Source organism: Pseudoduganella sp. R-31, from assembly GCF_049913235.1.
Taxonomy (GTDB): Bacteria; Pseudomonadota; Gammaproteobacteria; order Burkholderiales; family Burkholderiaceae_D; genus Rugamonas.
Window position 1 is genome coordinate 6,400,469 of the sequence record NZ_CP183986.1, and the last position, 25,802, is coordinate 6,426,270.

At 62.2% G+C, this 25,802-nt stretch carries 28 protein-coding genes; 9 read left to right on the forward strand and 19 right to left on the reverse strand.

Annotated elements, in window-relative coordinates; genetic code table 11:
- Positions 1–64 precede the first annotated feature (64 nt).
- The 6 genes from grpE to ACN9MY_RS29250 form a co-directional block, all read right to left on the reverse strand.
- Positions 65–610: a nucleotide exchange factor GrpE gene (gene grpE / locus ACN9MY_RS29225; RefSeq protein ID WP_426165526.1), complete on the reverse strand. Its 546-nt coding sequence runs from the start codon at positions 608–610 to the stop codon at positions 65–67.
- Between the two features lie 388 nt (positions 611–998).
- On the reverse strand, positions 999–2,051 hold the full coding sequence (hemH, locus tag ACN9MY_RS29230) for a ferrochelatase (RefSeq protein ID WP_426319460.1): 1,053 nt from the start codon (positions 2,049–2,051) through the stop codon (positions 999–1,001).
- A gap of 131 nt (positions 2,052–2,182) precedes the next feature.
- Complete coding sequence (locus ACN9MY_RS29235) at positions 2,183–2,581, reverse strand: VOC family protein (RefSeq protein ID WP_426319461.1); 399 nt, start codon at positions 2,579–2,581, stop codon at positions 2,183–2,185.
- A gap of 83 nt (positions 2,582–2,664) precedes the next feature.
- Positions 2,665–3,417, reverse strand: coding sequence for a hypothetical protein (locus ACN9MY_RS29240; RefSeq protein WP_426319462.1), 753 nt, complete (start codon positions 3,415–3,417; stop codon positions 2,665–2,667).
- Between the two features lie 34 nt (positions 3,418–3,451).
- On the reverse strand, positions 3,452–5,098 hold the full coding sequence (recN, locus tag ACN9MY_RS29245; RefSeq protein ID WP_426319463.1) for a DNA repair protein RecN: 1,647 nt from the start codon (positions 5,096–5,098) through the stop codon (positions 3,452–3,454).
- Entirely contained in the window at positions 5,098–5,997 is a 900-nt protein-coding gene (locus ACN9MY_RS29250) for an NAD kinase (RefSeq protein WP_426319464.1), read from the reverse strand. The genes recN and ACN9MY_RS29250 overlap by 1 nt, the downstream gene beginning before the upstream one ends.
- Positions 5,998–6,136: 139 nt before the next feature.
- On the opposite strand from ACN9MY_RS29250, the gene ACN9MY_RS29255 reads away from it, so the two are divergent.
- The 4 genes from ACN9MY_RS29255 (at position 6,137) to ACN9MY_RS29270 (ending at position 8,211) form a co-directional block, all read left to right on the forward strand.
- Positions 6,137–6,514, forward strand: coding sequence for a VOC family protein (locus tag ACN9MY_RS29255; RefSeq protein ID WP_426165538.1), 378 nt, complete (start codon positions 6,137–6,139; stop codon positions 6,512–6,514).
- 196 nt (positions 6,515–6,710) lie between these two features.
- A complete protein-coding gene (locus tag ACN9MY_RS29260; RefSeq protein ID WP_426165540.1) occupies positions 6,711–7,115 on the forward strand; it encodes a hypothetical protein in 405 nt (134 codons plus the stop codon).
- 6 nt (positions 7,116–7,121) lie between these two features.
- On the forward strand, positions 7,122–7,532 hold the full coding sequence (locus ACN9MY_RS29265) for a hypothetical protein (RefSeq protein ID WP_426319465.1): 411 nt from the start codon (positions 7,122–7,124) through the stop codon (positions 7,530–7,532).
- Between the two features lie 22 nt (positions 7,533–7,554).
- Positions 7,555–8,211, forward strand: coding sequence for an alpha/beta fold hydrolase (locus tag ACN9MY_RS29270; protein ID WP_426323875.1), 657 nt, complete (start codon positions 7,555–7,557; stop codon positions 8,209–8,211).
- Here the strand turns inward: ACN9MY_RS29270 and ACN9MY_RS29275 are convergent.
- Positions 8,195–9,076, reverse strand: a complete 882-nt coding sequence (locus tag ACN9MY_RS29275) for a DUF3667 domain-containing protein (RefSeq protein ID WP_426336527.1) — start codon at positions 9,074–9,076, stop codon at positions 8,195–8,197. The two genes, ACN9MY_RS29270 and ACN9MY_RS29275, sit on opposite strands and share 17 nt — an antisense overlap.
- Positions 9,077–9,165: 89 nt before the next feature.
- Between ACN9MY_RS29275 and ACN9MY_RS29280 the strand changes: the two genes are divergently transcribed.
- The 3 genes from ACN9MY_RS29280 to gloA are packed head-to-tail and all read left to right on the forward strand — an operon-like array spanning position 9,166 to position 11,159.
- Positions 9,166–9,426 carry a hypothetical protein gene (locus ACN9MY_RS29280; protein WP_426319467.1) on the forward strand — a complete coding sequence of 87 codons (261 nt, stop codon included), beginning with the start codon at positions 9,166–9,168 and terminating at the stop codon, positions 9,424–9,426.
- Between the two features lie 8 nt (positions 9,427–9,434).
- Positions 9,435–10,736, forward strand: coding sequence for a PQQ-dependent sugar dehydrogenase (locus ACN9MY_RS29285; RefSeq protein ID WP_426319468.1), 1,302 nt, complete (start codon positions 9,435–9,437; stop codon positions 10,734–10,736).
- A gap of 12 nt (positions 10,737–10,748) precedes the next feature.
- Positions 10,749–11,159 (forward strand): lactoylglutathione lyase, encoded by a 411-nt coding sequence (gene gloA, locus ACN9MY_RS29290; RefSeq protein WP_082565302.1) that lies wholly within the window; start codon positions 10,749–10,751, stop codon positions 11,157–11,159.
- 48 nt (positions 11,160–11,207) lie between these two features.
- On the opposite strand, the gene ACN9MY_RS29295 is transcribed toward gloA, so the two are convergent.
- From ACN9MY_RS29295 to ACN9MY_RS29320, 6 genes are all read right to left on the reverse strand, one after another.
- A complete protein-coding gene (locus ACN9MY_RS29295; RefSeq protein WP_426319469.1) occupies positions 11,208–12,515 on the reverse strand; it encodes a TolC family outer membrane protein in 1,308 nt (435 codons plus the stop codon).
- Positions 12,516–12,558: 43 nt separating this feature from the next.
- Positions 12,559–12,882, reverse strand: coding sequence for a rhodanese-like domain-containing protein (locus tag ACN9MY_RS29300; RefSeq protein WP_426319470.1), 324 nt, complete (start codon positions 12,880–12,882; stop codon positions 12,559–12,561).
- Positions 12,883–12,891: 9 nt separating this feature from the next.
- Positions 12,892–13,545 carry a protein-L-isoaspartate O-methyltransferase family protein gene (locus tag ACN9MY_RS29305; protein WP_426319471.1) on the reverse strand — a complete coding sequence of 218 codons (654 nt, stop codon included), beginning with the start codon at positions 13,543–13,545 and terminating at the stop codon, positions 12,892–12,894.
- Positions 13,546–13,688: 143 nt separating this feature from the next.
- Entirely contained in the window at positions 13,689–14,339 is a 651-nt protein-coding gene (locus tag ACN9MY_RS29310; protein WP_426319472.1) for a TetR/AcrR family transcriptional regulator, read from the reverse strand.
- Positions 14,340–14,554: 215 nt separating this feature from the next.
- The gene (locus ACN9MY_RS29315) at positions 14,555–15,478 is read right to left on the reverse strand and encodes an STM4504/CBY_0614 family protein (RefSeq protein ID WP_426319473.1); all 924 of its coding nucleotides are present in this window, start codon (positions 15,476–15,478) and stop codon (positions 14,555–14,557) included.
- 96 nt (positions 15,479–15,574) lie between these two features.
- On the reverse strand, positions 15,575–16,030 hold the full coding sequence (locus ACN9MY_RS29320) for a hypothetical protein (RefSeq protein WP_426319474.1): 456 nt from the start codon (positions 16,028–16,030) through the stop codon (positions 15,575–15,577).
- Here ACN9MY_RS29320 and ACN9MY_RS29325 point away from each other — a divergent pair.
- The gene (locus tag ACN9MY_RS29325) at positions 16,029–16,760 is read left to right on the forward strand and encodes a substrate-binding periplasmic protein (RefSeq protein WP_426336528.1); all 732 of its coding nucleotides are present in this window, start codon (positions 16,029–16,031) and stop codon (positions 16,758–16,760) included. The genes ACN9MY_RS29320 and ACN9MY_RS29325 overlap by 2 nt on opposite strands.
- On the opposite strand, the gene ACN9MY_RS29330 is transcribed toward ACN9MY_RS29325, so the two are convergent.
- The 3 genes from ACN9MY_RS29330 to lhpH all read right to left on the reverse strand — a co-directional run bounded on the left by ACN9MY_RS29330 (position 16,757) and on the right by lhpH (position 19,688).
- Positions 16,757–17,665, reverse strand: coding sequence for a M28 family peptidase (locus ACN9MY_RS29330; RefSeq protein ID WP_426319476.1), 909 nt, complete (start codon positions 17,663–17,665; stop codon positions 16,757–16,759). The genes ACN9MY_RS29325 and ACN9MY_RS29330 overlap by 4 nt on opposite strands.
- A gap of 93 nt (positions 17,666–17,758) precedes the next feature.
- Entirely contained in the window at positions 17,759–18,673 is a 915-nt protein-coding gene (locus ACN9MY_RS29335; protein ID WP_426319477.1) for a delta(1)-pyrroline-2-carboxylate reductase family protein, read from the reverse strand.
- A 4-nt stretch (positions 18,674–18,677) separates the two neighbouring features.
- On the reverse strand, positions 18,678–19,688 hold the full coding sequence (lhpH, locus tag ACN9MY_RS29340) for a trans-3-hydroxy-L-proline dehydratase (protein WP_426319478.1): 1,011 nt from the start codon (positions 19,686–19,688) through the stop codon (positions 18,678–18,680).
- Between the two features lie 66 nt (positions 19,689–19,754).
- Between lhpH and ACN9MY_RS29345 the strand changes: the two genes are divergently transcribed.
- A complete protein-coding gene (locus ACN9MY_RS29345; RefSeq protein ID WP_426319479.1) occupies positions 19,755–20,471 on the forward strand; it encodes a FadR/GntR family transcriptional regulator in 717 nt (238 codons plus the stop codon).
- Here the strand turns inward: ACN9MY_RS29345 and ACN9MY_RS29350 are convergent.
- From ACN9MY_RS29350 to ACN9MY_RS29360, 3 genes are read right to left on the reverse strand one after another with little or no spacing between them, the layout of a single operon-like run.
- Positions 20,468–20,827, reverse strand: a complete 360-nt coding sequence (locus tag ACN9MY_RS29350) for a hypothetical protein (protein ID WP_426319480.1) — start codon at positions 20,825–20,827, stop codon at positions 20,468–20,470. The two genes, ACN9MY_RS29345 and ACN9MY_RS29350, sit on opposite strands and share 4 nt — an antisense overlap.
- Positions 20,824–21,267 (reverse strand): MotA/TolQ/ExbB proton channel family protein, encoded by a 444-nt coding sequence (locus ACN9MY_RS29355; protein ID WP_426319481.1) that lies wholly within the window; start codon positions 21,265–21,267, stop codon positions 20,824–20,826. The genes ACN9MY_RS29350 and ACN9MY_RS29355 overlap by 4 nt, the downstream gene beginning before the upstream one ends.
- The gene (locus ACN9MY_RS29360) at positions 21,264–25,778 is read right to left on the reverse strand and encodes a cobaltochelatase subunit CobN (protein WP_426319482.1); all 4,515 of its coding nucleotides are present in this window, start codon (positions 25,776–25,778) and stop codon (positions 21,264–21,266) included. The genes ACN9MY_RS29355 and ACN9MY_RS29360 overlap by 4 nt, the downstream gene beginning before the upstream one ends.
- Positions 25,779–25,802: the final 24 nt, after the last annotated feature.

The following is a 25,802-nucleotide window of genomic DNA, read 5'->3' on the forward strand; positions in this document are numbered from 1 at the left end:
TTCTTCCTTGTGTACTAAGTTTGATTACTTCTTATATGTGGAATTTGTGTTTCTTTTCAAGTGCTTACTTTGGCTGGGCAGCCGTCACGATGGCGGGGCGCAGCAAACGGTCCGCAATCATGTAACCCTTTTGCAGCACGGCGACAACGGTGTTCGCTTCCTGCTCGGCAGGCACCATGGCGACGGCCTGGTGCTTGTTCGGGTCCAGCTTGTCGCCAGCTGCAGGCATCACTTCGATCAGGCGGTTGCGCTCAAAGGCGGAATTCAGCTGCTTCAGGGTCATTTCGACGCCTTCTTTCAGCGATTCCAGGGTCGGATTTTCGACCTTGAGCGCCATTTCCAGGCTGTCTTTCACCGGCACCATGGCTTCGGCGAAGCTTTCAACAGCAAATTTGTGGGCCTTGGCAACGTCTTCCTGGGCGCGGCGGCGAATGTTTTCGCCTTCGGCCTTGGCACGCATGAAGGCATCATGCATTTCGGCCAGTTTCGCCTCGGTCGCGGACAGCTGCGCTTCCAGGTCGGACATCGCAGGGGCTTCAACTGGAGTCGTTTGCTCTTCTGCCTGTTCCACTTCCGGGTTCTGGCTTGGCTGGTTTTCCTGGTCTTGCATCTAAAAGACTCCTACAAAATCGTGTTTATCTGACATCTAATGCTTGTTGCACGTGCAAAAAATGGGGCTTGCCCCTATCTTTTCAAGGGGTATTCTGCGCCCCAGTGCAAAGGCCCGGCGCACGCCGGTGGGACTGTTGTTGTAACAGTAGAGTTACAAATTTTACAAAGCTCGCAGATACGTAAACCGAGGGTTTTGACTAAGATGAATCCATGCGGTGCCTGGACACCGCGTCCCCTCGGAGCGCATCATGAAGTTGCCATTCATTACAGCGTCGATCATCGCGTGGAGCTTCCTTGCTACAGCGGTGATCGTCTTCAGCGAACTCTTCCCCTAACCAGTTATTTTAGCAGGTTAGCACTCACCACCCGCAAGTGCTAACAACTGGCTAGCGGCGCAGCTTGCGCATGGACGACATGGTCGGCCAGCCGATCATGTGTTGCTCGGCAACCTCAGTCAGGGCAGCGATCCATGCGGGGTGGCTGTTCAGGCAAGGGATATAGTTGAACTCCTTGCCGCCATTGGACAGGAAGTCGTGGCGCACTTCCATTGCAATTTCTTCCAGGGTTTCCAGGCAGTCGCTGGTAAAGCCTGGACAAATTACATCCAGCTTGCGCACCCCGTCTTTTGCCAATTGCGCCACAGTCGGCGCGGTGTAAGGCTGCAGCCATTCGGCCTTGCCGAAGCGGGACTGAAAGGTGACCAGGTACTGGTTTTCGTTCAGGCGCAGCTTGTCGGCCAGCAGGCGGGCGGTTTCCATGCATTCGCGCTGGTAGGTGTCGCCCAGGTCGATGGTGCGTTTTGGCACGCCGTGGAAGCTCATGATGAGCTTTTCGCCGCGGCCATTGGTTTCCCAATGCGCCAGCACGGTCTTTTTCAGCGCATCGATATAGCCGTCGTGGTCGTGGTAGTCGCGCACGAACCGTAGCTCGGGAATATTGCGCACCTTCTTATAGTGGTCGAACACGGCGTCGCTGACCGAGGCAGTGGTGGTGCCGGAGTATTGCGGGTAGGCCGGCAGGATCAGGATGCGGTCGTGGCCGTCGGCTTTCAGCTTGCCCAGCACCTCAGGCAGGGATGGCGAGCCGTAGCGCATGGCCATCGCCACTGTCACGTCATTGTGGCCGCGCTCGCCGAGCAGGCCGCGCAGCAGCTTGGCTTGTGCTTGCGTGTGGTATTTCAGCGGCGAGCCGTCGCTGGTCCAGATCGAGGCATATTTTTCGGCTGACTGCCTGGAGCGGAAAGGCAGGATGATGCCGTTCAGGATGAACCACCAGACCGCCTTCGGGATTTCAACGACACGCGGGTCGGAAAGGAATTCCTTCAGATAGCGGCGCACCGCGCCAGGTGTCGGTTCGTCGGGAGTACCGAGGTTGACCAGTACCACGGCGGTCCTGGACACGGTGCCTTGTGCGAGTTGGGGTTCTTTGGCGAACGGCATCTTGGGTACTTTTTGTTATTCGTGGGCGCGCCATTATAAACCCGGTAACTCTGGGCCCATGAATAAGCAAGCTGTCTACAGCAGTCTGAAACTTTCCCCCAAGCGTCTAAAGGAGTCTACAAGTCAATGACTTATTCCTGAGGCGCCATCCAGACCAGGTTCCACAAATGGCCATCGAGATCCTCGAAGCCCTGGTCGTACATGAAGCCATGGTCCTCGGGCGGATGTGGTATGCGAGCACCTGCGGCAAGGGCTTTGGCAATCAGGCTGTCGACTTCTTCCCGGTTCTCGCAATTTAGGCAAATCACCACCTCGTTGGCTTCTTTGGCATGCACAACGGGCTTGTTGATGAGCGACTTGAAGAACGCTTCTGTCGTCAGCATGACATCAATCGCGCCCTCGACGATGGTAATAAAGGCCGCGTTCTCGTTGCTGAATTGTGGCTTGAGACTGAAACCGAGGGCGAAAAAGAAGGCCCTGGATTTGTCCAGGTCCTTGACTGGCAAGTTAAAGATGACCGATTTGTTCATAGCGCCTCCAAGAAAATTTGGATGAGGTAAAAGGTGATACCTCTCTACGACGAATGACGGCAAGTGAATTCGACAAGGGTGATTCAGAGTCCCGCATGGATTGTCAGCAGTCCGAGCCCGGATGTCGCCGCACGCTTGACGCGATCTACGAATAAGGGGTACAGGTCATACTCAACCGTGCTACAGCCTTCCCAATGCATCATTTCCGTCCACAGGCACTCCACCTCAATCGGTGAAAGGTAGCCAGCAAATGAAAGGTCGTCGTACCCTGGCCAAATCGGCGATTCGGACGGAAACCAAGTCCCAGGAATGACTCGCTGAAAAAGGAACAGCGACTCAAAAAGTTCCTGGAGTTGCGCGGACGTGCCTTTACTGCGGCGCGAGTATTCGTAGTGCTTCGTCTCCGCATTCCAGTTAACTTCGAAGGCTGCTTCGAGGAAACTGTACTGGTTCTTCGTTCCCGCGACCTGAATTTTCACGGAGCCGCCGTCTGTGCTCGCGAAATAACTTCCTGTATACGGATCGTCACCAATTAAATTGACTGACGCAGACTGTTTGATCGCAACTTCAAGCAGATATGAGATGGAATCCGGAGCTTGGCAATACTCCCGACAATCGGCAGTCTCGTGGAGCTTGGCGCGACAGTACGGCGGATGCAGGGGTGTGTCGAACAGACGTAAGTACTTGGCGGGCGCAAAGTAATGATCTTCGAGCAAATCCCCATACATATCGCCGGCAGGCACGTAACGCGCGTAAAACTCAGCCGGCGTCGCTGTATTGGATAGAAGGGACAACCAGCTGGGAATTACCTCCTCCCACAGCAGTTTCCAATTCACGGGTACTACGCAGCTGTAGGAGGACATGTCGTATTTAAGAAGCCAGCAGCTCGCGGGCGTGCTTGCGCGTGGTAGCGGTGATTTCGAGGCCGCCCAGCATGCGCGCCACTTCCTCGATGCGCGCCTTCTGGTCGAGCACTTCGATGCGCGAGGCTGTGCGGCCATTGTCCGACGTTCCCTTGGCGACCTGGAAGTGCTGATTGCCCTGGCTCGCGACTTGCGGCAAGTGCGTCACGCACAACACTTGGCGTTCCTGGCCGAGGCGCTTGAGCAAGCGGCCCACGACTTCGGCCACGCCGCCGCCGATGCCGCTATCGACCTCATCGAAGATCAGGGTCGGCACCGTCGTCGCGTGCGAGGTGATGACCGAGATCGCCAGCGAGATACGCGCCAACTCGCCACCCGATGCCACCTTGGCCAGCGGACGCGGCGCCACGCCGGCATGACCGGCGACCAGGAACTCCACCTGTTCAACACCGTACGCCGTCGGCTCGCATGGGCGCAGTGCAATCTCGAAGCGGCCACCGGACATGCTCAGTTCCTGCATGCCTTGCGTAACGGCTGCGCCCAGCGCCTGCGCGGCTGCCGCGCGCGTTGCCGACAACTCTGCGGCTAACGCGAGATAGGACGCTTTCAGCTTTTCTTCCTGCTTGCGCAAGCCTTCCAGGTCGGCCGCATCGGCCAGTTGCGCCAGCTTTTCCGACAAGCGTTCGTGTTCGTCCGGCAAGTCATCGGCCTGCACGCGGAACTTGCGCGAGGCCGAATGCAGCGCTTCCATGCGCGCGTCGACCTGGCGCAGACGCTCCGGGTCGAGTTCCACGCGGTCCATGTAGTTGCTCAAGGCGTAGACCGACTCTTGCAACTGGATGCGCGCGGACTCCAGCATTTCCACCACGGGCTGCAACTCCGCATCAACCGATACCAGCTTGCCGAGACGTGTGCCGATGGCCGTGACTTGCGACAGCACCGGGTTCTCGTCCGATTCGGACAGCACGCCAAGCGCTTCCTGCGCGCCTTCCAGCAAACTGGCCGCGTGCGACAGGCGCGAATGCTCATTGCCGATTTCCGTCCACTCGCCCTTCTTCGGTGCCAGCTTGTCCAGCTCCGTCACCTGCCATTCCAGGCGTTCACGCTCGAACTGCAGGTTGGCCGCATTGGCCTCGTATTCTTCCAGCTGTTTCGACAAAGCGCGCCAGGCACGGTAAGCCGCCGTGACGTCGCGCACATTGGCGCCGCACTGGTTATCCAGCAGCTCGCGCTGCGAATCGGTTTTCAACAGCGACTGGTGGGCGTGCTGGCCGTGGATGTCCACCAGCATGTCGCCCAATTCGCGCAGCTGGCCCGCCGTCGCGGCCACGCCGTTGATGAAGGCTTTCGAGCGGCCGGCATTGTCGATCACGCGGCGCAGCAACGCCCCGCCCTCTTCCACCGCAAACTCGTTCGCTGCCAGCCAGGCCTGCGCCTGCTCGGTCAGCGCAAAATCGGCGGTGATGTCGGCCTTGGCCGCGCCTTCGCGCACCATGCTGCCATCGCCCCGGCCACCCAGCGCCAGCGTCAGTGCATCAATCAGGATGGATTTACCGGCACCGGTTTCGCCGGTGAAGACTGTGAAGCCAGGGGAAAATTCCAGTTCAATCGAATCGACAATAACGAAATCGCGGATGGACAGGGTTCGAAGCATCAGATTTTGCCGTCAGTAGATGGGTATTCGTTCCAGTGCAGCTTTTCGCGCAGGGTGTTGTAGTAGCTCCAGCCTTCCGGATGCAGGAAGGTGATGGTGTGCGGCGACAGGCGGATGTGGATCTGGTCGCCGTTGGCCAGGCTGGCGAAGGTCTGCATGTCGAAGTTCACGGTGATGTCCTTGCCGCGCTTGATCTCGATCACGATCTCACTGGAATCGGGCAGCACGATCGGGCGGTTGGACAGCGCGTGCGGTGCGATCGGCACCATCACGATGCCGCCCAGTGTCGGATGCAGCAGGGGGCCGCCCGCCGACAGCGCATAGGCGGTGGAGCCGGTCGGCGTGGAGATGATCAGGCCGTCCGAGCGCTGGTTGTACATGAACTGGTTGTCGACGTCGACGCTCAGCTCCACCATGCCCGCGCCGGCACCGCGCGACACCACCACGTCGTTGACGGCGGTGCCGAAGAAGATCGCCTTCCCTTCGCGCATGACACGGCCTTCGAGCAAGGTGCGGCGCTCGGCCTTGTGGGTCCCGCCGAGGATGCGGCCCAGCACCGGCAGCATGTCTTCCTGGCGGATGTCGGTCATGAAGCCGAGGCGGCCCTGGTTGATGCCGATCAGCGGGGTGTCGTAGGAGGCGAGCTGGCGTGCGATGCCCAGCATGGTGCCGTCGCCGCCCATCACCACCACGGCATCGGCGCGCTCGCCAATGCCCTGCACGCTCATCGAGGGGATGTCCGAAATGGCGAGGTGCTCTGCCGTGTCCGACTCCAGCACCACGCTGTAACCGCCCTGCTTCAGGAAGTCCAGCACATCCCGCACCGGCTCTTCGATGCCGGTGGTATTGGGGCGGACAACCAGGGCAATCGTGTTGTACATCGGATGCGTAACGGACATATCAATCTCGGTCAAAATATGGGGGTGGCAACACGCAGCAGAGTAACCCATAATGCTTGCTCATGCCATGCATTGCGACGCTGGCCGATACGCTAATAAATACTGTATGTTTGCACAGTATATAACAAGGGAGACTGGAATGGCAAAAGCATTGGGCATCGGCGGGATTTTCTTCAAATCCAAAGACCCGCAAGCGCTGATGGCCTGGTACCAGGCCTGCCTTGGCTTGCCGGATGAGGCCAAGGAGTATGCCTCCTTCGCGCCGGCCACCATGCCAGCAAATGGCGCTACCGTATTCAGCCCTTTCAAGAGCACCACTTCCTACTTCGCCCCGTCCAAGCGCGAGTTCATGATCAATTTCATCGTGGATGACCTGGATGGCGCGCTGAAACAGGTGGCCGATGGCGGCGGCACGCTGGTGGGCGATGTCCAGTCTTTCGACTACGGCCGCTTTGGCTGGTTCATCGATCCGGACGGGAATAAGGTCGAATTGTGGCAGCCGACTGCTGCGGAGTGAGGAACTGACCGCGCCAGGCGCAAACTTTCGTGACTTCGATGCTGGCCGCAGCCCGCGTGCTGATCCACCTCAAATGCAGGCCAGCAGCGCCTTTCCAGGCGGCAAGGTTGAGGTAAAATTCAAGCTATTGCGAGATTTGCTCCTTTTTTGCCGCGCCATGGATTCCGTATCAGAAGCTCAATTTGAACTTGACCAAATGCGCCTCCAGGCCAAGCGGCAGTTGCTTGGGACGGTGGTATTGGGTGTCATGGCGGGCCTGCTGGCGTTTGTCGGCCAGAGTGCGCTGGGTCAGGCCCGGCCGCTGCTGGAAGGTTCTTTCGGATCTTGGCAATCGTTCTACACTTTCGTGCTATGGGCACTGGCGATTGCCTGGGTGGTGGCGCTGGCCCAGCAAGCCATCCACTTCCAGAACATCAGCGAACGCTTCGAATCGCAGCGCCGCCTCGACACGGTCTACGCCGAGCGCGCCGCCAAGGCGCAGGCCGCCGAAGAAGACCGCCAGCGCCAGCGTGCCGAGACGGAAGCCCGCCAGGCCGCCGAACGCACGCGCCGCCAGAACAAAAACGCCCGCAGCACCAAATTCGATTTCTGGCAGGAATAACGAGACGTGACCGACAACCTATACGCGTCGCCCCGTTCGGACTTGAGCGCTGGAGATCAGCACAAGCGTCCTATCCCTGTGTACCTGATCGCGGCCTTGTGCACGTTCCAGGTTGCTGCCTTGATTTACCTGGTATCCAGCGGCTGGCGACAAATCGATTTGGCCATTTCAGCCGGGGCCTTGTCCCCGGTTGCGTTCCTGGCGAAATTCCTCTTCCCATTGTTCCATTTCATCTCTGGCATGCTGCTCTTCTTCATGAGGAAAGCCGGCGCCTATGCGTTCGGGGCTTACCTCGCATGGAGTGCCATCAGGCTGTTCACCGATGCGCACACCCCAACGACGCTGGCGGATTTCACGCTAACCGTCGTGATTACTGTCTATAGCGCCTGGCTGTATCGCCGTGGGTCGCTCAAATAAAGAAACAAAGCCCGCCATTGTCATGTTGCCCGGCATGGACGGAACGGGCGAGCTTTTCGCGCCATTCATCGCAGCACTCGGCGGGGAATTCGAAATGCGCGTGGTGCGGTATCCGGGCGACCATTGCGGCGGGTACGAAGAGCTGGAGGCATTCGCCCGGGCGGCGATTCCACTAGACCGACCGTATGTTCTTCTGGGCGAGTCGTTTTCGGGGCCGATTGCAATCTCCATTGCGGCATCGGCGCCGGGCCGGTTGCAAGGATTGGCGTTGTGCTGCACTTTTGCGCGCAACCCGAGGCCACGGTTGGGAGTGTTGAAGGCGCTACTCAACGTTATCCCGCTGAAAGCGCTGCCGGCAAGGTGGCTGGCAGGTGCGCAGATGCGGGCGCCGCTCAAAGCGGCATTGGAACTTGTGAGCTCCGCTGCGCTTCGGGCGCGCATGCGCGCGGTGCTGGCGGTCGATGTCAGCGACCGGCTGGCGGCCTGTGATGCACCTATCCTTTATTTGCGCGCGACGCGCGACCGGCTGGTGCCGCGAACTGCGGCGGAACTGGTCGCAAAAATAAAGCCGTCAACCAAGGTGGTCGAACTCGACGCGCCGCACTTTCTGCTGCAAACGGAGCCCGCGCAGGCCGCGCGCGAAATCGCGGCCTTCGTCCGGCTTAATGTGCAGAGATAATCCCCAGCGCCATCACGCCCAGAACGGCAATCGCCAGCGATATGCCGTGCAAGACGCCAAGCAGTGCCCAGCGCCAGAACGTGCCCCACTTGCCCTTTTGATAGACGCGCTGCATGGCCCACGGCAGGTAGCCAGCTACCCAGCAGAACGCTACAAACTTCAGGAAGCCATCGGGTAGGAAGATGAACACGCCGAGCGTCACGAAGGCAAACGCATTGGTGTGCAGCGCGAACAGCATGTGCTCACCGTACTTCTTGCCGGTGCCGAGATAGAGCACCTTCATCCATAGCGCAAAAATTGGCATCAGCAGGAAGATCGCATACGGCGCGTATTTGTAGAACCCAGCCTGCATCACCGCGCTCTTCTGGTGGTCGTCCATCTTCTCGAAGCGGTCGACGGCGTGATAGATGGCAGGGTACTTTTGCTGCAGCGCCAGTTCCAGCTTGTCGTTCACGATCGGCGGATGATCTTCCTGGTTCGCCTTTACTTCGGCAATCGCGCGTTCGGCCTGCTGCTTGACGGCCGGCGGCGTCGGACGCGGATCGACTGTCGCCACATCGGCATCGCTGAACTTCAGCACAGCGAAAAAGATGATGCTGAGCGAGAGGTAGAGCCGCAGCGGCTCGACATAACGCTTGCGGCGGCCCGCCAGGTACTCGGCGGTCAGCAGCCCCGGGCGAAACAGCAGGCGCGAGATCGTGCCCCACAGGCGCCCCTCCAGCGCAACGTAATGGCCGATGAACTCGTGCATGAATTCACTGAAGCTTGGTGGATGCAGGTGGGTCTCCTGCCCGCACATATGGCAGAAATTCCCGGAAGTGGTGGCGCCGCAGTTGCGGCAAGTATTGTCGGTGGCGATATCCATATTGCAATGCTACCGGCGGAATTGCTTCTGTTCAAGCTGGCGACCACCGCCGCTGGCCTTCGCTACCATGAAGCGAGGAGGACGACACCATGGAACCGAACAGCAAGGACCGCAAGGTCAATACGCAGGCGCCCGTGGACAGCAGCGGCGGCAAGCGCCTGCCGCACGAGCGCGACGAATCGCCTCAGGGCGAAACGCAGCAGAAGACCCGCAGCGTGATCCGCCAGGCGGCCGAGGATATCGAGCAGGGCCTGGTCGACACGGACCTGCACGGCAAGCCGGGCCTGCAAAAGCCGCAGGCAGGCAACGAATCGAAAGCCCATCCCCTGCCCGGCACCAAGCGCGATTGAGGCCCACCATGCGAACCGCCATCCTTTCCCTCGCCGCCTGCATCGCCGCCAGCGCCGCCCTGGCGCAAACTTACCCCGCCGGCTGGGGGCCCAACCCAAGCCTGCCGGAGCCAAACAAGAAGCTGATCCCAACCATCAATGTCGCGCCAGTCGAGCGCTGGAAGGATGACGACAAGCCGGTGGCCGCCTCGGGCTTCAGCGTCAGCGCCTATGCACGAGAGCTCGAACATCCGCGCTGGCTGTACGTGCTGCCCAACGGCGACGTGCTGGTCGCCGAGACGGCCGCCCCGCCCAAGCCGGAAGACAGCAAGGGCATCAAGGGTGCGATCATGAAGCACGAGATGAAGAAGGCCGGCTCGGTCACGCCATCGGCCAACCGCATTACCCTGCTGCGCGATATCGACGAACGCGGCATGGCCAAGACGCGCGCCACCTTCATCAAGGACCTCAACTCGCCCTTCGGCATGGTACTGGTCGATAAGGACCTGTACGTCGCCAACACCGATGCAGTGGTGCGCTTCCCCTACGCCGAGGGTGCGACCTCGATCAGCGCCGCCGGCATCAAGGTGCTCGACCTGCCGGCCGGCCCGCTCAACCACCACTGGACCAAGAACATCACTGCCAGCCCCGACGGCCGCTTCCTGTACGTCACCGTCGGGTCGAACAGCAACGTCGCCGAGAACGGCATGGACAAGGAAGAAGGCCGCGCCGCCATCTGGGAATATGAGCGCGCCACGGGCAAATCGCGCCTGTTCGCAACCGGGCTGCGCAACGCCAACGGCATGGCATGGGAGCCCAGGACCAAGGCGCTGTGGACCGTGGTAAACGAGCGCGATGAACTGGGCGAGGACCTGGTGCCGGACTACCTGACGTCGGTGAAGGACGGCGCGTTCTACGGCTGGCCCTACAGCTATTACGGCCAGCGCGTCGACACGCGCGTCAAGGAGCCGCGCCCGGACCTGGTGGCGAAAGCAATCATGCCGGACTACGCGCTTGGCGGGCACACGGCCTCCCTCGGCCTCGCTTTCTACGATGCGAAACTGTTCCCCGCCAGCTGGCAGGGCGGCGCCTTCATCGGCCAGCACGGCTCCTGGAACCGCAGGCAATTCAGCGGCTACAAGGTGGCTTTCGTGCCGTTCGCGGAGGGGCGTCCTTCCGGGCCGCCGGTGGACTTCCTGTCCGGCTTCCTGACGCGCGACGGCAAGGCCAAGGGCCGCCCGGTGGGCGTGGCGGTGGACAAGGCGGGCGCCTTGCTGGTGGCGGACGACGTGGGCAACGTGGTGTGGCGTGTGACGCCGGCGGCGCGCTGATACAATAAACCCATGCGTATCCTACACACGATGCTGCGGGTTGGTGACCTGCAGCGATCCATCGACTTCTACACCAAGGTGCTGGGCATGAAACTCTTGCGCACCAGCGACAATCCCGAATACAAGTACACGCTGGCCTTCCTCGGCTACGGGCATAACCCGGAGCATGCGGAACTGGAGCTCACGTACAACTACGGCGTCGAAAAATACGATATGGGCAATGCCTATGGCCATATCGCGATCTCCGCAACCGACATCGTGTCGGCCTGCGAGGCCGTGCGCGCCAACGGCGGCAACGTCACGCGCGAGCCGGGCCCGGTCAAGGGCGGCACGACCGTGATCGCCTTCGTCACCGACCCGGATGGCTACAAGATTGAACTGATCGAGCGCAGCTTCGACGGCCAGGGCGCCGGCCTGCGCTGAAGGGAACGGGCCGCGGCGCCTTGACTGGCGCCGCAACCGTTCAAAGGCTTAGTGCTGCAGCAGGGCGTTGATCGGCTCCAGGTCTTCTTCCTTGAGCGAGCCGGCCGCCGACTTCAGGCGCAGGCCATTCATGATGGTGTCGTAGCGCGCCTTCGACAGGTCCTTCTGCGTGGTGTACAGCTGGCGCTGCGCATTCAGCACGTCGATATTGATGCGCACGCCCACCTGGTAACCCAGCTTGTTCGATTCCAGCGCGGACTTGGACGACACTTCCGCCGCCTCCAGCGCCTTGACCTGGGCCAGGCCGCTGTTCACGCCGAGGAAGGCCTGGCGCGCGGTCTGCGCAGCCTGGCGGCGCGATGCCTCCAGGTCGTTGCGGGCCTTGTCTTCCAGGGCGATCGATTCACGCACCTTGCTGGTCACGGCGAAGCCGTTGAAGATCGGGATGTTCCAGGTCACGCCGATGGCGTTGTTGTTGGCCAGCGATGCGCCGGTGACCGAATTGCGGGACTTCTGCGCCACGAGGTCCAGGGTCGGCATATGGCCCGCCCGCTGCTTGCTGATCTCACGCTTGGCGATTTCCACATTCAGCTTGGCGCCGGTCACGCCGTAGTTCTGCTCTTCGGCAGCCCCCACCCAAGGCTCCAGCGTTGCCGGCTGCGGGCTGGCGATCGTGACGCCGGTGCGCAGCGGCGCCAGAGCACCTGGCGCCTGGCCGATGATCTGCTGCAGCGCGGTGCGTTTCACCTCCAGGTCGTTCTGGGCGGCGAACTCCTGCGCCACCACCAGGTCGTACGCGGCCTGCGCCTCGTGCGTGTCGGTGATGGTCTGGGTGCCCACCTCGAAGTTGCGCTTGGCCGATGCCAGCTGTTCGGTGGTGGCGGCCTTCTGCGCCTGGGTCGCGGTCAGGTTGTCCTGCGCGGTCAGCACGTCGAAGTAGGCCTGCGACACGCGCAGGATCACGTCCTGCTGCGCTTGTGCAAACACCGCTTCCGCGGCGGCGGCCGACAGCTTGCTCTGCTGGTAGTTTTCCCAGTTGGCCCAGCGGAACAGGGGCTGGGTCAGTTGCAGCTGCATCGTGTGGCTGTAGTTTTCCGTGTCGCCCGAGAGGCCTTTGATACGGTCAGTCTGGTCACCGTCGTTTTTCATGGCGGTGCCGCTAAGGCCTATGGTTGGAAGCAATTGCGAACGTCCCTGCACCGTGCGTTCCTGGCCAGCCGCCAGTGCGGCGCGGGCGCTGGCGTAAGTGGCGTCATTCGACAGCGCCTGTTTGTACACCTGGACCAGGTCGGCCGCCTGTGCATTCAGCGAGAACAGGGCGCTGGATACCAGCACGGCGAGGAGGGGTTTCTGCATTTGCATCTCCGTTGGAGTCGTCAAAAAGGATTAGTTTTCGTGCCTAGTACTGCGGCATTGAGCTGTCTACCTGCACAGCCCAGGCGTGGATCCCGCCTGTCAGATTGCTTACCTTGCTGAAACCGTGATGCTCGAGGAAGGCTGCCACCTTGAGGCTGCGCGCCCCGTGGTGGCAGATGCAGACAATCTCTGCATCCTCGTCGAGATCGTCGATGCGGGCCGGGATGGTCTGCATCGGCATCAGGGTCGAGCCTGCGATATGGCAGGTCTCGAACTCCCAGTTCTCGCGCACGTCCAGCAGGAAAGGCTGGGCGCGGCTCTCGTCATTGAGCCAGCCTGCCAGTTCCGGTGCGGTCAAGTGCTGCATTGGCGTTCCTTAGAAAGTGAACGCCGAAGGTTTCACCGCCAGGTCCAGCGGCTTGACATCGGTCTCAAACAGTTTGACGGTGTCGTAGCCGTGGTCGCCGGTGCGGGTGATGCGGTGCGCGGACATCACGGGCGAATCGCCGATGATGGCCACGATGCGGCCGCCCACCTTCACTTGCTGCAGCACTGCTTCCGGCAGTACCGGCAGCGAGCCGGAGAACACGATCACGTCGAACGGCGCGCCGTTGGCCCAGCCCTGGGCGCCATTGCCCAGTTCCACGGTCACGTTGGCGATGCCGTTCGCCGCCAGGTTCTTTTCCGCCAGCGCCTTCAGTTCGGGCGCGATTTCGACGGCGGTCACGTGGCGGGCACGGTGCGCCAGCAGCGCGGCCAGGTAGCCGGTGCCCGCGCCAACCAGCAGCACGTTTTCATGTTTCTTGATTTGCGCGTCTTGCACGATGCGCGCTTCCAGCTTCGGGGTCAGCATCTGCTCGCCACCCGGCAGCGGAATGAAAGTGTCGACAAAAGCCAGGTTCTTGTAGGCTTCTGGCACGAAATTCTCGCGTTTTACGACCAGCAAGAGATCGAGGATGTCCGTATCCAGCACGTCCCAAGGACGGATTTGCTGTTCGATCATATTGAAACGGGCTTGTTCGATATTCATCTTTGTTGACTCGGTGAGGGATAAATAATCCGTCATTTTATCGTTTGTCTGGTCAGGTGGGCATATTAACGATTAAGACAACGGACCGCGGGAAATTGCGACAGTCTGCAGATTTGGGGGGGTGAACGACCAAATTCGGCAATTTAAGCTGGTTTTTGCGGGGCCAGGCCCTGCTGCACGAGGCCGAGGAAGGTGTCCATGAAAGCGTCGGCATCGATGCCCTCGTGGGTTTCGCAGGGGAAGAAGCTGTGCTTCCACATCATCAGCGTCAGCACCGGGGCGACCAGGACGTTGGTCATCATGACCGGGTCGAGCGGCCGGAATTCGCCGCGTGCCACGCCGCGTTCCAGGATGCGGGTCAGCAGCGCGCTGCCGCGCTCGATGACTTCTTCGTTATAGAACAGGGCCAGTTCGGGGAAATTGCCCGATTCGGCCATCATCAGCTTGGCCAGCCCGGCGGCCTTGGTGGCGCCGACCTTGGTCCACCAGGTGCGCAGCATCTGGCGCAGCAGCTCGTCGCTGGGCATGTCGCGGGCGGCGGCGGCATCGGTTTCGGCCTGGCCGATAGTCTGCACGATGGTCTCGCGCACCACGGCCTTGAACAGTTCCTGCTTGTTCTCGAAATATAGATAGAGCGTGCCCTTGGAGACGCCGGCGGCGCGCGCCACGTCTTCCAGGCGGGTGGCGGCAAAGCCGCGATCGACGAACAGCTCCAGCGCGGCGGCCAGCAATTCCTGCGGACGCGCGTCCTTGCGCCGTTCCCAGCGGGGCTTGGTATCAGTCGGGTCTTGCATACTTAAAGTTGCGTTTCAGTAACTTACTCATGAGTCAGTTATCTTAGTTCCCGCGCCCGCCGGCGTCAAGTTTCAGCGTTGGACGACGCATCCGCTTGCGCTGGCGTCACATCTACTTGCGTTGGCAATAAGTTGCTGCCCCGCGAGATCACACTTGAGTTTAGGCCCAACGAAAGGGATCGACCGAGTACGCTCCATTCTCGGTCATGAAGATGTTACTTTGTAGTCTGATGCGCCTCGACCATAAAAAGGATGGTTGTTGCCGTGAGGTTTAATGCATATCGAGCCAAGTATTCAGGAACGGCTATAGGTGCAGCACCTTGGCCGTGGCCGCCGTTTTTATTTCGTACGGTTGGGACGCCGCTTTCCAGAAGACCACGGATTGAAGTGAACTGTGAATCGAAGTAGGCTGGAAACAAACCATTGCTGAGACAGGTTGCGATCAAGTTCTTCGCGGTATCCGTTGGCTGAGTTGGCCACTTGCGCAAAATGCAAATTGTTTTCATAGTGCTTTCGAACGCTTTCAGCGCGTCCACAAGGCACTCTTTATAGCGTGCGTGTCGATAGTGTTCATGAGCTTTCAAGAACTCTTCGTTAGCCCCTTTAAAATTCTTATCCCTGAGAATCACCAGCGTTGGCTTAACAGCCTCAGCATGTAGGAATTGAGAGTCAACACGAATAATCTCGCCGGACTCGAATTGATACCCAACTCCGTGTTCCTTGAAACGAGCATTCAATTCTGAAATTGCATCACCCGGCGCGACCTTGCGCATCGTGTGATAATTATATGTTTGGTCTTCAGCTATGTGAAAGTGGATAAATTTGAAGCATAATTCCACCACATCAAGAGAGCGTTCAATCGATTCTTCCTGCAAAAAGAAATTGAAAACCGAATCTTGATCTGATCTTGGATTTTTTACGAGCTCGAACTGCCCGTACTCACGGCATAGTGTCTGTTTAACGAATTTATAGGCTTCCTCCACATGGTTCGAACCATAGCTATCGACTCCAAACGCGTCCCTCACGATGTGCACGATCTGAACACGCAACGGTTGTGGTAAGTCATCGTAGACATACACATCGGGAATTTCCCCCCTTGCACGCTTTTGTCGCTTTGAAAATAAATCGAAGACTCCCATTTTTTCCTCTCTCTTGAATCTTATTAGGACCCGACGAATTTCTTCGCGTGGGCAACGATTACTGAAACGATATTTGATAGTATCGGATTGAACCTTTTAAAGTCGATCTTTTCCGCCGGGGCCTTCACAACCTTTTGCGCAAAAAACTACTTTCCAGTAGTGCTTCTCAGTCTCCTCATCAAGCTTAAGATCAAACGTCTTTCCACGGACGACAATCGAATTGGTCGAACAGTAAAAAATTCCGATCAGTGACTCCGCCGCGCCCGCGATAACCAGCGTCGCGGGCAAATAAAGATGGGCCGCGATATGAACGGAGGGCTCATGCCCTGTCACCTTGCTCTTAGTTATCTGTTTGGGGATGCTGTAGATTGTCGCAACGCCGCTGTCATTGTCCACCAAGAGGATGACCGGATGCCGGCAACCGCGGGCCGTGAACTTCGCACTCTCGTTTCGGTAGTCAAGAATGAAGCTTCCGAGATCACTGCTTGACTTGGATTTACAGCGGCGTAATAGTGAATGCAAACCCCACTCCGCCTTGCCGGGAACAACCATGGGACGCCTTTTTTACGCGACATGCTTTGTGTTCGCCGCCTGGTGTGCGGACGCGCACGCCGACACACTCAGGGTCGGCTTCTACAATTACCCGCCGATGATGATCGAAAGCGAGCAGGCGGGCATTTATCAGGAAATCCTGGACGAGCTGAGCAAAATTACCGGCCATCGCTTCCAGATCCGGTACTTTCCCTACGCGCGGCTTGCCCAAGAGTTCGACCTGGGGCAGATCGACCTCGAACCTGGTGTCTTCCCCGGCTGGGTAAAGAAGCAACGGGTTCCTGGCCAGTTTTCAGTGCCGTTCGGGAAGGTGGTTGACGTGCTCGTGTTCGCCCCGGGCAAGCACTTTCGAATCAGCACGCCAAGAGACCTGAGTGGCAGGACGATCGGATTGGTCAGGGGCTACACCTACCCGGACTTGCGCGAACTGTTTGACAGTGGCCTCGTGCATCGCTCGGACGCCGTGAGCGAAGCGCAGCTCATGGCCATGCTCTCTGCCGGGCGGATGGACCAGATCTTGATCAACAAGGCGGTCGCGCAATACAACATGCTCCTGGTGCCCAAGTACCGGGAGTTCGTCCTCGGCGACGTTCTGGGCTCGTTTGATGTATCGATGCGCATCCACCCCAACAAGAAAGCCTTGTTGCCGGAACTGGATGAATCCATCCTGGCAATGAAGCGCTCGGGCGCCATCGCCAGAATCTACGCCAAGTACGGCGTAACTCTTTAGTCCCGGCCAAACACCGCGTAGACCGACTGCACGACCATCGCCATGCGCTTGTAATCGAGCTTGTCGAACGTATCGCCGGCGCGGTGGTAGTTCCGATTGCGCATGAATGCCGTGTCGGTCACCATCAGCGCCGGGAAGCCTTGCGCCCAATAACTGCGATGGTCGGAAAAATCGACGCCCTGCACAAAGGCTGGCGCGTTAAGCGAATAGACCGGCAAGTCCGACGCTCCCGACATTGCCGCCTTCACTGAGCGGCTAAGGCCAAAGTCGCCGAATTGTCCCACCAGGGCGATGAAATGGCCGCGATCCGGATAGGCAAGCTTCATCGCGGACAGCGGGTACGCCTGGCTTCCCGGACTGTCGCTAAAGTAACCGATCATCTCCAGCGAGAGCATCAACTCCACATCACGCCCCTCTGCTTTCAGCGCGCGGGCATGCCACACGCTACCCATGTGGGGCGAGCGGAAGTGTGGCGGCTCTTCCAGGGTATATGCCACCAGTTCGACCGGGCGGCCTGGTGCGGATTTCCCCAGCAAGTGCGCCAGTTCCAGCAAGCCAGCGATGCCACTGGCATTGTCGTCGGCGCCCGGTGTGCCGCCGTGGCTGTCGTAGTGCGCGCCAATCACCAGCAGGCGCCCGCGCTCGGGACCAAAGCGGGCGACGACGTTCTTGTACCGTGCTTTGTCGACGATCACGTCCTGGATAGATACCTGCGCACCAGCTTCCTTGAATTGCTCTTCGATGTAGGACGCGGTACGTTCCAGGTTTGCGGCGTGATCGAAAGAGCGCGGGTAAAAATCGACGCTCAGTTTTTTCACGTGTGCCTCGAGCCGGGCAGGATCGACAGAGGGAGGCGTGGATGGCACCGAGGCCACCATGGGCTGGCAGAGCAATACGGTCAACATCAATATCCCCGCGCAGATGACTGCTGACGTAACAATGAGGCGGCGGGAGCTACTTGTGAAGGACTGCAAAAAACCCATTCCTGTGCCTTGTTATCAAATCGCACATACTACCCGTGCTGCCGCCAGATCCCAAGCGGCCTGGCCGACCGTTTTAAAGACCGGAGCCAGCGGCCCGTGCGGCGCGGCGCCGGCGAGGATATCGGCAATCGGCAGCACCCGATCCCAGGCGATGGCCGCTTGCAGCAGGTCGCCGGCTTCGTGCCGCGCACCGGCCAGGTCGTCCACCACAACCTGGCGGGCATGCAGCAATTCAGGCGGCAGTTCAGCCATGCCAGGGCGAAATGCGCCTACGCCGATAGCAAGTGTATGGGGCGGTAACGCAGCGGGAACGACCGGTTGCCGCGAGGTGGTCAGTGCAATGACCACGTCGGCCGCTGCGGCATGCTGCGCCAACTCGCCCTCGCCGACCGGCACGATGTTCACGCCGGGATGGCGGGCGCGCAGCACGGCGGCAAACTGCATCGCTTTCGCCATGCTGCTGCCGGCGACATGCAGTTCTGCCACGCCGAAGTAGTCGGCCAGTGCCTCGGCGTGTGCCGCTGCCTGCGCGCCGGTGCCGATCAGCAGCACCGTTACGGGCTTGCGCGGCGCCAGCGTGCGGATGCCAAGCAGGGACATGGCCGCAGTGCGGCGCTGCGTGACCGTTGGGCCGTCGAGGAGCGCCAGGCGCTTTCCAGTCGCGGAATCGAACACCACCACTTCGCCCTGGATCGCCGGCAATCCGTGCCGCGCATTATCGGTATGGACGGTAACCAGCTTGGTGACGCCAAGATCGGGGGCAACGGCAGGCATGCAGAGCAGCGTGCTGTCCGCATCGATCCCGACCGCCAATCGTTCCGGTGCCTTGATGATGCCTGCGGCCAGTTCCCTGGCGGCCTGGGCCAGTGCGTCGACCAGGCGGTCGTAGGGCAAAGCCTGGGCGGTTTGCGCGGGATCGAAAATCTGCATGGCGTCAGCGGAAGAAGAAACCGGTCGGGAACGGGTCGGCGTCTTCCAGCACCCATTGGTTGAAGCCACTGATATGGGCGCTGCCTGTGACTTCGGTAATAGCGCCGTCGAACTCGCCCACTTTCACTTTTTCGGTTACGCGCACGGTGAAGGCGCTGCCGACGATGCTGCCGTTCACATAGGGCTGTCCCAGCGGCAGTTGGCCGCGCAGGAACAACTGAGCCGCGCGGCCGGAGGTGCCGGTGCCAGTGGGCGAGCGGTCCACCTCGCGGTCGGCAAAGATGCAGACGTTCGACTGGTCCACGCCGGGACGGTTCGGCGCGCCGTCGATGATGGTGCCGTACAGCTGGTCCAGGCCCGGCTCGAGGGGATGGCGAATGCGCGCCCTGGCGATGACGGCCGCCTTGGTTTCCGCGCCGAGCTGGATCAGCGCGCGCACCTGTTCCGGCCGCACTTCCAGGCCCGCTTGCGCGCCGTTGATGTAGTAGTAGAAAGCGCCGCCGAACACGATGTCGCCGGCGATGCGGCCGAAGCCCGGCGTTTCCACTTCGAGGTCGCGCGCCAGGATGAAGGCCGGCACATTCCTGAAGGTCACCTCCCCTGCCCGCTGGCCGTCCCATGCCACGCGCGCTTCGATGAAGCCGGCCGGCGTGTCGAAACCAATGCGGGTGACCGGGCTTTGGCGCTCGACGTGCCCCATTTCCACCAGCACCTTGCCAAGGGCGATGATGCCGTGGCCGCACATATCGCTATAGCCTTCGTTGTGGATGAAGATGACGCCGAAATCCGCGTCTGCCGTGACAGGCGGCAGCAGGTAGGCGCCGTACATGTCGGCATGGCCGCGCGGTTCATTCATCAGGAAGCGCCGCAGATCGTCGCGGTGCTCCTTCAACCACGCCCTTTTCTCGAGGATGGTCGCGCCGGGAATGGCGGGCAAGCCATTCATCAGGATGCGCAGCGGTTCGCCGCCGGTGTGGGCGTCGATAGTGTGGATCGTACGGGAAAAGGTCAGCATGGTTGGCAGCAGGCTTGGTAAAATTGGTTCAGATTATAACCACATTGGATTATTAAAAAGACCAAAATGAACAAACTCGCTTCCGCCCTGCAGGCGCCGCAACTGTACGAGATCGTCGCCGACCGCCTCCAGGGCATGGTGCTGGCCGGGGAATATGCAACGGGTACGCGCCTGCCGGCGGAACGCAGCCTTTCGCTAGCGCTGGGCGTTGGCCGCGCCACGGTGCGCGAGGCGATTGCGGCGCTGGTCAACCGCGGCATCCTCGAAACCCGGCCCAATTCCGGCACCTATGTGCAGCCGGGTGCGCTGGACGCGATCCGCGCGGCAGGCGCGCCGCTGGCGGCCGATACCAGCCCAAGCGCAACCTTGGCCGCGCGCCTGGCCATCGAACCGCTGATCGCCGAATTCGCGGCGGCAGTGGGCAAGCGCGATCGGGAAATGGAAGCTTTGCTGGACCAGATGGAGGCCATCAGCGACTGGGCCGATGCCGGGGCGCGCCAGCAATGGAATGAACTCGACCGGCAGTTCCACCAGCGCATTGCCGCGATGAGCGGCAACCCGGTCATGATCGCCATCGCCGGCGTCGTCGCGGGCGCGGTCGATGAGCCGCTATGGCGCCAACTGCGCGATACCGGCATCCACGATCCGGCCCGCGCCCGCCTGTACGTCTACGAACACCGCCTAATCTACGAAGCCATCGCCAGCGGCAACCAGGAGGCGGCGCGCTTTTATGTGCGCCAGCACCTGGAACGCGTGCAGAAGGACATCCTCACCTACGCTTAAGGGCGTGGAGCCGCTTCGGTCTTTGCGGGCTCGATCAGCACCAGTTGGCCGGTCTTTGGGTCGCGGAATACTTCGCCGACGCGGTCGTAGCCGCTGCCGGCTTGCGTCACGCCGTCGGCGGGGCGCTCGATCTGACGGCCCTTCTCCACCGGCTTGTGCTGGAGCGCGCCCTGGCTGCCGGCGATGGCTGCGATCAGGCCGCAGGCGAACACCAGCATCACGTCGACCAGGTTGACCAGGCTCGCGCGCGGGTCTTCGTCGCTGTCGTCGAAGCGGGAGTCCAGGTGGCGGTACAGGCGCAGGCGCTTGCGGGCCGGGACGGCGGCATTGCCGGGAGCTTGGGGCTGGTCCCTCATGCCGCGTGCTCCATGGCGTCGAGCGTTTCTTCGTACCAGCGGCGGCGCAGCTTGCCGATCACCAGGCCGGCAATGCCGGCAACCAGTCCGAGAACCGTGGCGTCGAATGCGACGGTGACGGCGCTGGCTAGTTGTGCGGGGTTGCCCTGTCCAAGGGCTGCCAGGCCTGGGCCAAGGGGGATGATGGTGGCCATCAGGCCCAGCATCGGGGGGATGCGGGCCAGCAGGTCGGCGCGCTCAAGGCGATGGCGGGCAAGGGCCTGGATGTGGGCGGCGTTGCCGGCTGCGCGGAGCTTTTTCAATCCGCTGAAACGTTCGCCGGCGGCGATGCCTGCTTCCACTACCGCAATGGCGCACGCGACGAGGAGGGCCAGCAGCGCCGGCGCGAGGAGGTAGCTGACGCCGTCGTGCAGCCAGGCGTAGGTTTGGTTGTCGATCATTGATGTGCTCCTTTGAGGATGGGTGTCTGGATGCCGCGATGTACGCCCAGCGCAAACAGGGCCAGGCCGGCGGCCAGGGCGGCCAACAGGGCAAGCAGGTGCATGGCGCGCTCGGCGGGGGATTGCGTGGGTTCGGCAAGATCGCGCAACTCGTAGGCACGCGGCTGCGCCGACTGGGCGTTTGCGCGCGCAACGGCGCCCATTTCGGCGGCGTCGTGCGTGGTGCGCCGTTGCTGCGCCGGGCGGGCTGCGTCGGGCGCAGCGCTGTTGCGCGCAGCTGCCTCGGACGCGGCTTCCGCTTGCGAGGCAGCGGCGATGGCTGGCGCAGAGCCGGGTTGCGCGCCGGCGGCAGCGTTGGCGCCGGCCGGAACGGCAGTGGCGTACGCCTCGGCAGCCAGCGCATCGCCGCGCGCCTTGGCGAGGGTGCTGGCCAAAGCTTGCGCGTCGGCCGGATCGAGCTGCGGCGACAGCCATTGCCACATCGGGTGGTCAGGTGCAGTGTGGCCGCTGCCCGGCAAGCCGTTGCTGGCAACCAGGCGGGCCAGTTCGCCGCCCATTTTCTTGACGGTGGCATCGTCGGTTTTCCAGTAACCCTTCTCGGCCGCCACCATGAAGATTGCCAGCATATGCGCCTTGGCGTGCGCGTTGTGGCGCTGGCCGAGGAATTGCGGCAGGCCGAGCTTATGCGCATCGTCGAAGTAGACCGACTTCACTTCATCCCAGGCCCAGTTCTTCACCAGGTCCGGCCGCGTGACCTGCCAGCCCCACAGGTTCTCCAGGAACTCCTGCCCCATGGTGCGGGCGCCGGCATAACCATGCCCCATCAGGGGCTTGATCCACGCCGGGTTGAGGAAGCGGCCGCGCAGTTCGCCCAGCATGGCGGAAGCCAGCGGCTCAACGTCGGCGCGCCCCGGCTGTGCGTGCTGCAGGATCAGCGCTTCCGGCACGCGGCCGGTGCGGCTCTCGACGGCCAGCGACAGGCCGCCCAGGTAATCGAAGGCGTCATTGTTATCGAGCAGGCCGTACAGGTTGCTGGCGCGGCCGTGGTAGGTGCGCGTGATGCCGTCCAACGCCACGTCAAAGGCGGCATGGTTTGCCTCGCCGCTCGCATCGAGGCCGTAGGCATGCCCCATGCGGTTGCGGTAAGCCTTGCCGATCTCGTCGCGCTCGCGCCAGGCGCCGGAACGCTCGGTTAGGCGGTTGACGCCGGCGCCGTAAGCGCCAGGAGCGTCACCGAAGATGCGCTGGGCGGCGGCGCGGCCGGCATCGGCCAGCGGCATGCCGCCCGCTTGCAGCGCGCGCACGCGCACCAGCCATTCACGCGCCACGCGGTTGTTCGCTGTCGGCTCGCGGCCCCATGCAGCGCTGGCACTGGCGCCGGTGCTGCCGCTGCCGGCGCCTGCGCTGCTGCCCAGCGGCGCCAGCGCAGCTTCCAGTGCCTCGCGCAATGCAGGCTCCTGCTCGGCGATGCCCGCAGCGGAGGCGGCCAATGACATTCGACCGGCGCGGTCGATCAGGCGAATCAGGTTCGGGTACAGGTCGCGAAACAGGCCGGACGTGGTCACCAGCGCATCGCGCCGCACTGCGCCCGGCACCAGCCGCACATCGTTGACGATGCCGCGCGCATTCCATACCGGCTCGGCGCCCATCATCGCCAGCGCGAACGCCACCATCACGCCTTCATCGCGCACCGCATCGGATGCCCACAGCAGGATGCCTTCGCTGCCCGCATCGGAATGCTCACGCGCCGCAGCCTTGGCCGCCAGGCTGGAGCCCATCTGGTAGCCGATTCTGGTCGGCAGGATATCGCCATCGACCGCATGGAAATTGCGGCCGGTCGGCAGCGCTTCCGGCGAGCGCAGGGGATCGTTGCCCTTGCCCGGTTCGATGAAGCGGCCATCCAGGCCCGCCAGCAGCGCGCGCATTTCATTGAGCGGCGACGCAGCCAGCTTGCGCGCAACCTCAGGATCGTCGATGCCGCCCTTCTTCATCGATTCCAGCATCAGGTCGATGGAGTCCCGCTTCCACGGACGCCCGAAGATGTGCAGGCCGTGCGGCATGAACTTTTCCTGCAGCTTTGTCAGGTAGTGGCCCACTTCGTGCGCCAGCAGGTCGTCGTCGGCCGCGTCGAAGCCGATGCCGCGCACGGCCAGCACGTCGGCCATCGACGCTTCCAGTTCCGCCTTCAGGTTCAGGGCCACAACGCGCTCGCGCATCAGCTGCGCCGCCTTGGCCTTCAGCGTGTCGGAGCTGGCTGCCTCGTAGCTCTCCACAATCTGGCGCAGCGACAGCAGTTCGTCGTACAGCGGCGTGGACGCCAGCGGCGGCGTCAGGTGGTCAACCATCACCGCCAGGCCGCGCCGCTTGGCCTGCGTGCCTTCGCCGACGCCGTCCACGATATAGGGATAGATGCCGGGCAGGTCGCCCGCGATCAGGCTGGGAAAGTCGTCGGCCGAAAGTCCGACCGCCTTCCCCGGCAAGAACTCATAGGTCGAGTGGCGGCCGATATGCACCAGCGCATCGGCCTTGAAGCGGTCGCGCAGCCAGTGGTAGAAGGCCAGGTACTGGTGCGGGGGCGGCACGCTGGTATTCGCATGCAGCAGCTCTTCGTCCACTTCCCAGCCGCGCGGCGGCTGTGGTCCGATGAACACGTTGCCGAACTGGATGCCCGGCACCAGCAGCTTGCCGCTGTCGACCATGATCTTGCCCGGTGCAGGCCCCCAGCCCTTCAAGCCCTCGATGCCGTAGGACGCGACCCGGCGTCGCAGCGGCTCCAGCGCAGCGCAGCGGCGCGGCGCCTTCGCCTGCAGGCAGCCCGCATAGCCATCGGACAGCGCAGCCAGGTCGCGGATCGCCGCCTCGCGCTGCGGATGATCGGCGCCCTCCACCAGGTGCTGCAGTTCCTTGATCACGACTTCCGCCTGCTTGCGGCCGAGTGCCCATTCGCCGGCAGCTTCCGCTTCCAGCACGTCGGCGTGCAAGCGGCCCAGCAGGCCGCTGGTCATTTCTCCCTGCACGCGCGGCGACAGCGTCGCGAACCACTTCGCATAATCGGCGGCGCTGACGCTGTTCACGGAGCCCGCCAGTTCACGCAAGGCGCCGCGGTCCTCAGGCAGGTTGACGCCGTGCGCCATGATGCGGTCAAGCAGCGCTTCCGGCGTGGCCGGCAATTCGCCGACCGTGTAGCCGGCGTCCTTCAGGGCGTGCAGCATGTCGAACAGCGAAGCCGGCACATCAAGGTTGTCGGCGCCGATGTTCTGGCGGCCCGGCGGGTGATTGTAGTACACCAGCGCCACGCGCTTGTCGCGGTTGGATTTGGCGCGCAAGGCCAGCCAGCGCTCGACGCGCGCAGCCAGGCGCTCCGCTTCCGCCGCCAGTACTACCGGCGGGCGATTCTCGATGCCGGTCAGCTTGTCGCGCTGCGGCTCGCCCAGTGCCGCCACCACGATGGGCTGGCCGATGCCCTGCAGCTCGGGTAGCGCCACGCGGTACTGCACCGAATCAGGCGGCAAGCCGTCCGGCGACAAGCGCCATTGCATGGCGGTGCGGTCGGACAGCCGGATCGCCTTGAACAGCGGGATATCGAGCTTCTTGAATGCCTCGCTGACGGCTTCGCGCCCTTCGGCGGCGCCCACCACAAAGTCCTGCAGCACCACCATGGCGGCCGGCACGGCAGGCGCAATCAGTTCCGGCAAGCGCTCAAGCGCCTCGCGCGAGGCGCCGCCCCAGCGCGGCAGCACCTGCACGCATTGCTGGCCAATGCGTTCGACTTGCTTGCAGACGGCATCGGGCACCGTGCCATCCATGTTCGACAGGTCCAGCACTACCACGGTAGGACGCGCCTGCAGGCCTAGCTGCGCCGCCCTGCCCCATGCCGCCGCGTCGTGCAGTTCGCGCTGGCCGGCGCGCAGGCGCAGCGTCGGTTCCGGCTGCGGCTCGGCCAGGGCGCGCGAGGGGTCGAGCAGGTGCGCAAGCAGCGCTGCCGTGTTGTCGCGGCCACCGGCCTGCCAGACCTGGCGCGCAGCCAGCCACTGGCCTGCCGCCGGTCGCGCCCTGGCTGCCTGCAGTGCCGCTTCCGGCGGCTGCTCGGTCGAGAGCTGGCGCAGCGTTTCAGGCGAAAAGCCCTGCAAGCTGCCCTGCCGTCCGCGCGACAGCAGGCTAAGCGTGGCCTCGCCATTCATGGCCAGCACGCTGGCCTGCGGGCGGGCATGGCGCGGCAAGAATTCCTTCAGGCGCCGGGCCGGGTCGCCGAACAGCGATACGGCCAGGATGCTGTCCGCCTGCGCCAGCCACTGGGCGGCTTGCTTGTCGTCGGCCGCCATCCATTGCGCGGGCGTGCGCAACACGATACGGTCCTGGGGATGGCCGGCCAGGTGGCGATGGGCCGCCTCGATGGCGACAGGCGCAGCGCGTTCGGTCACGATGGCAAACAGCACGGCGGCGTTGGCACGCGCGCAAGCGAACGCACATAGCAGGACCACAATGGTCCGGGCAAAGGTAGTGGTAGGCACAGCAGGATTCCGAGCACGCAAAAC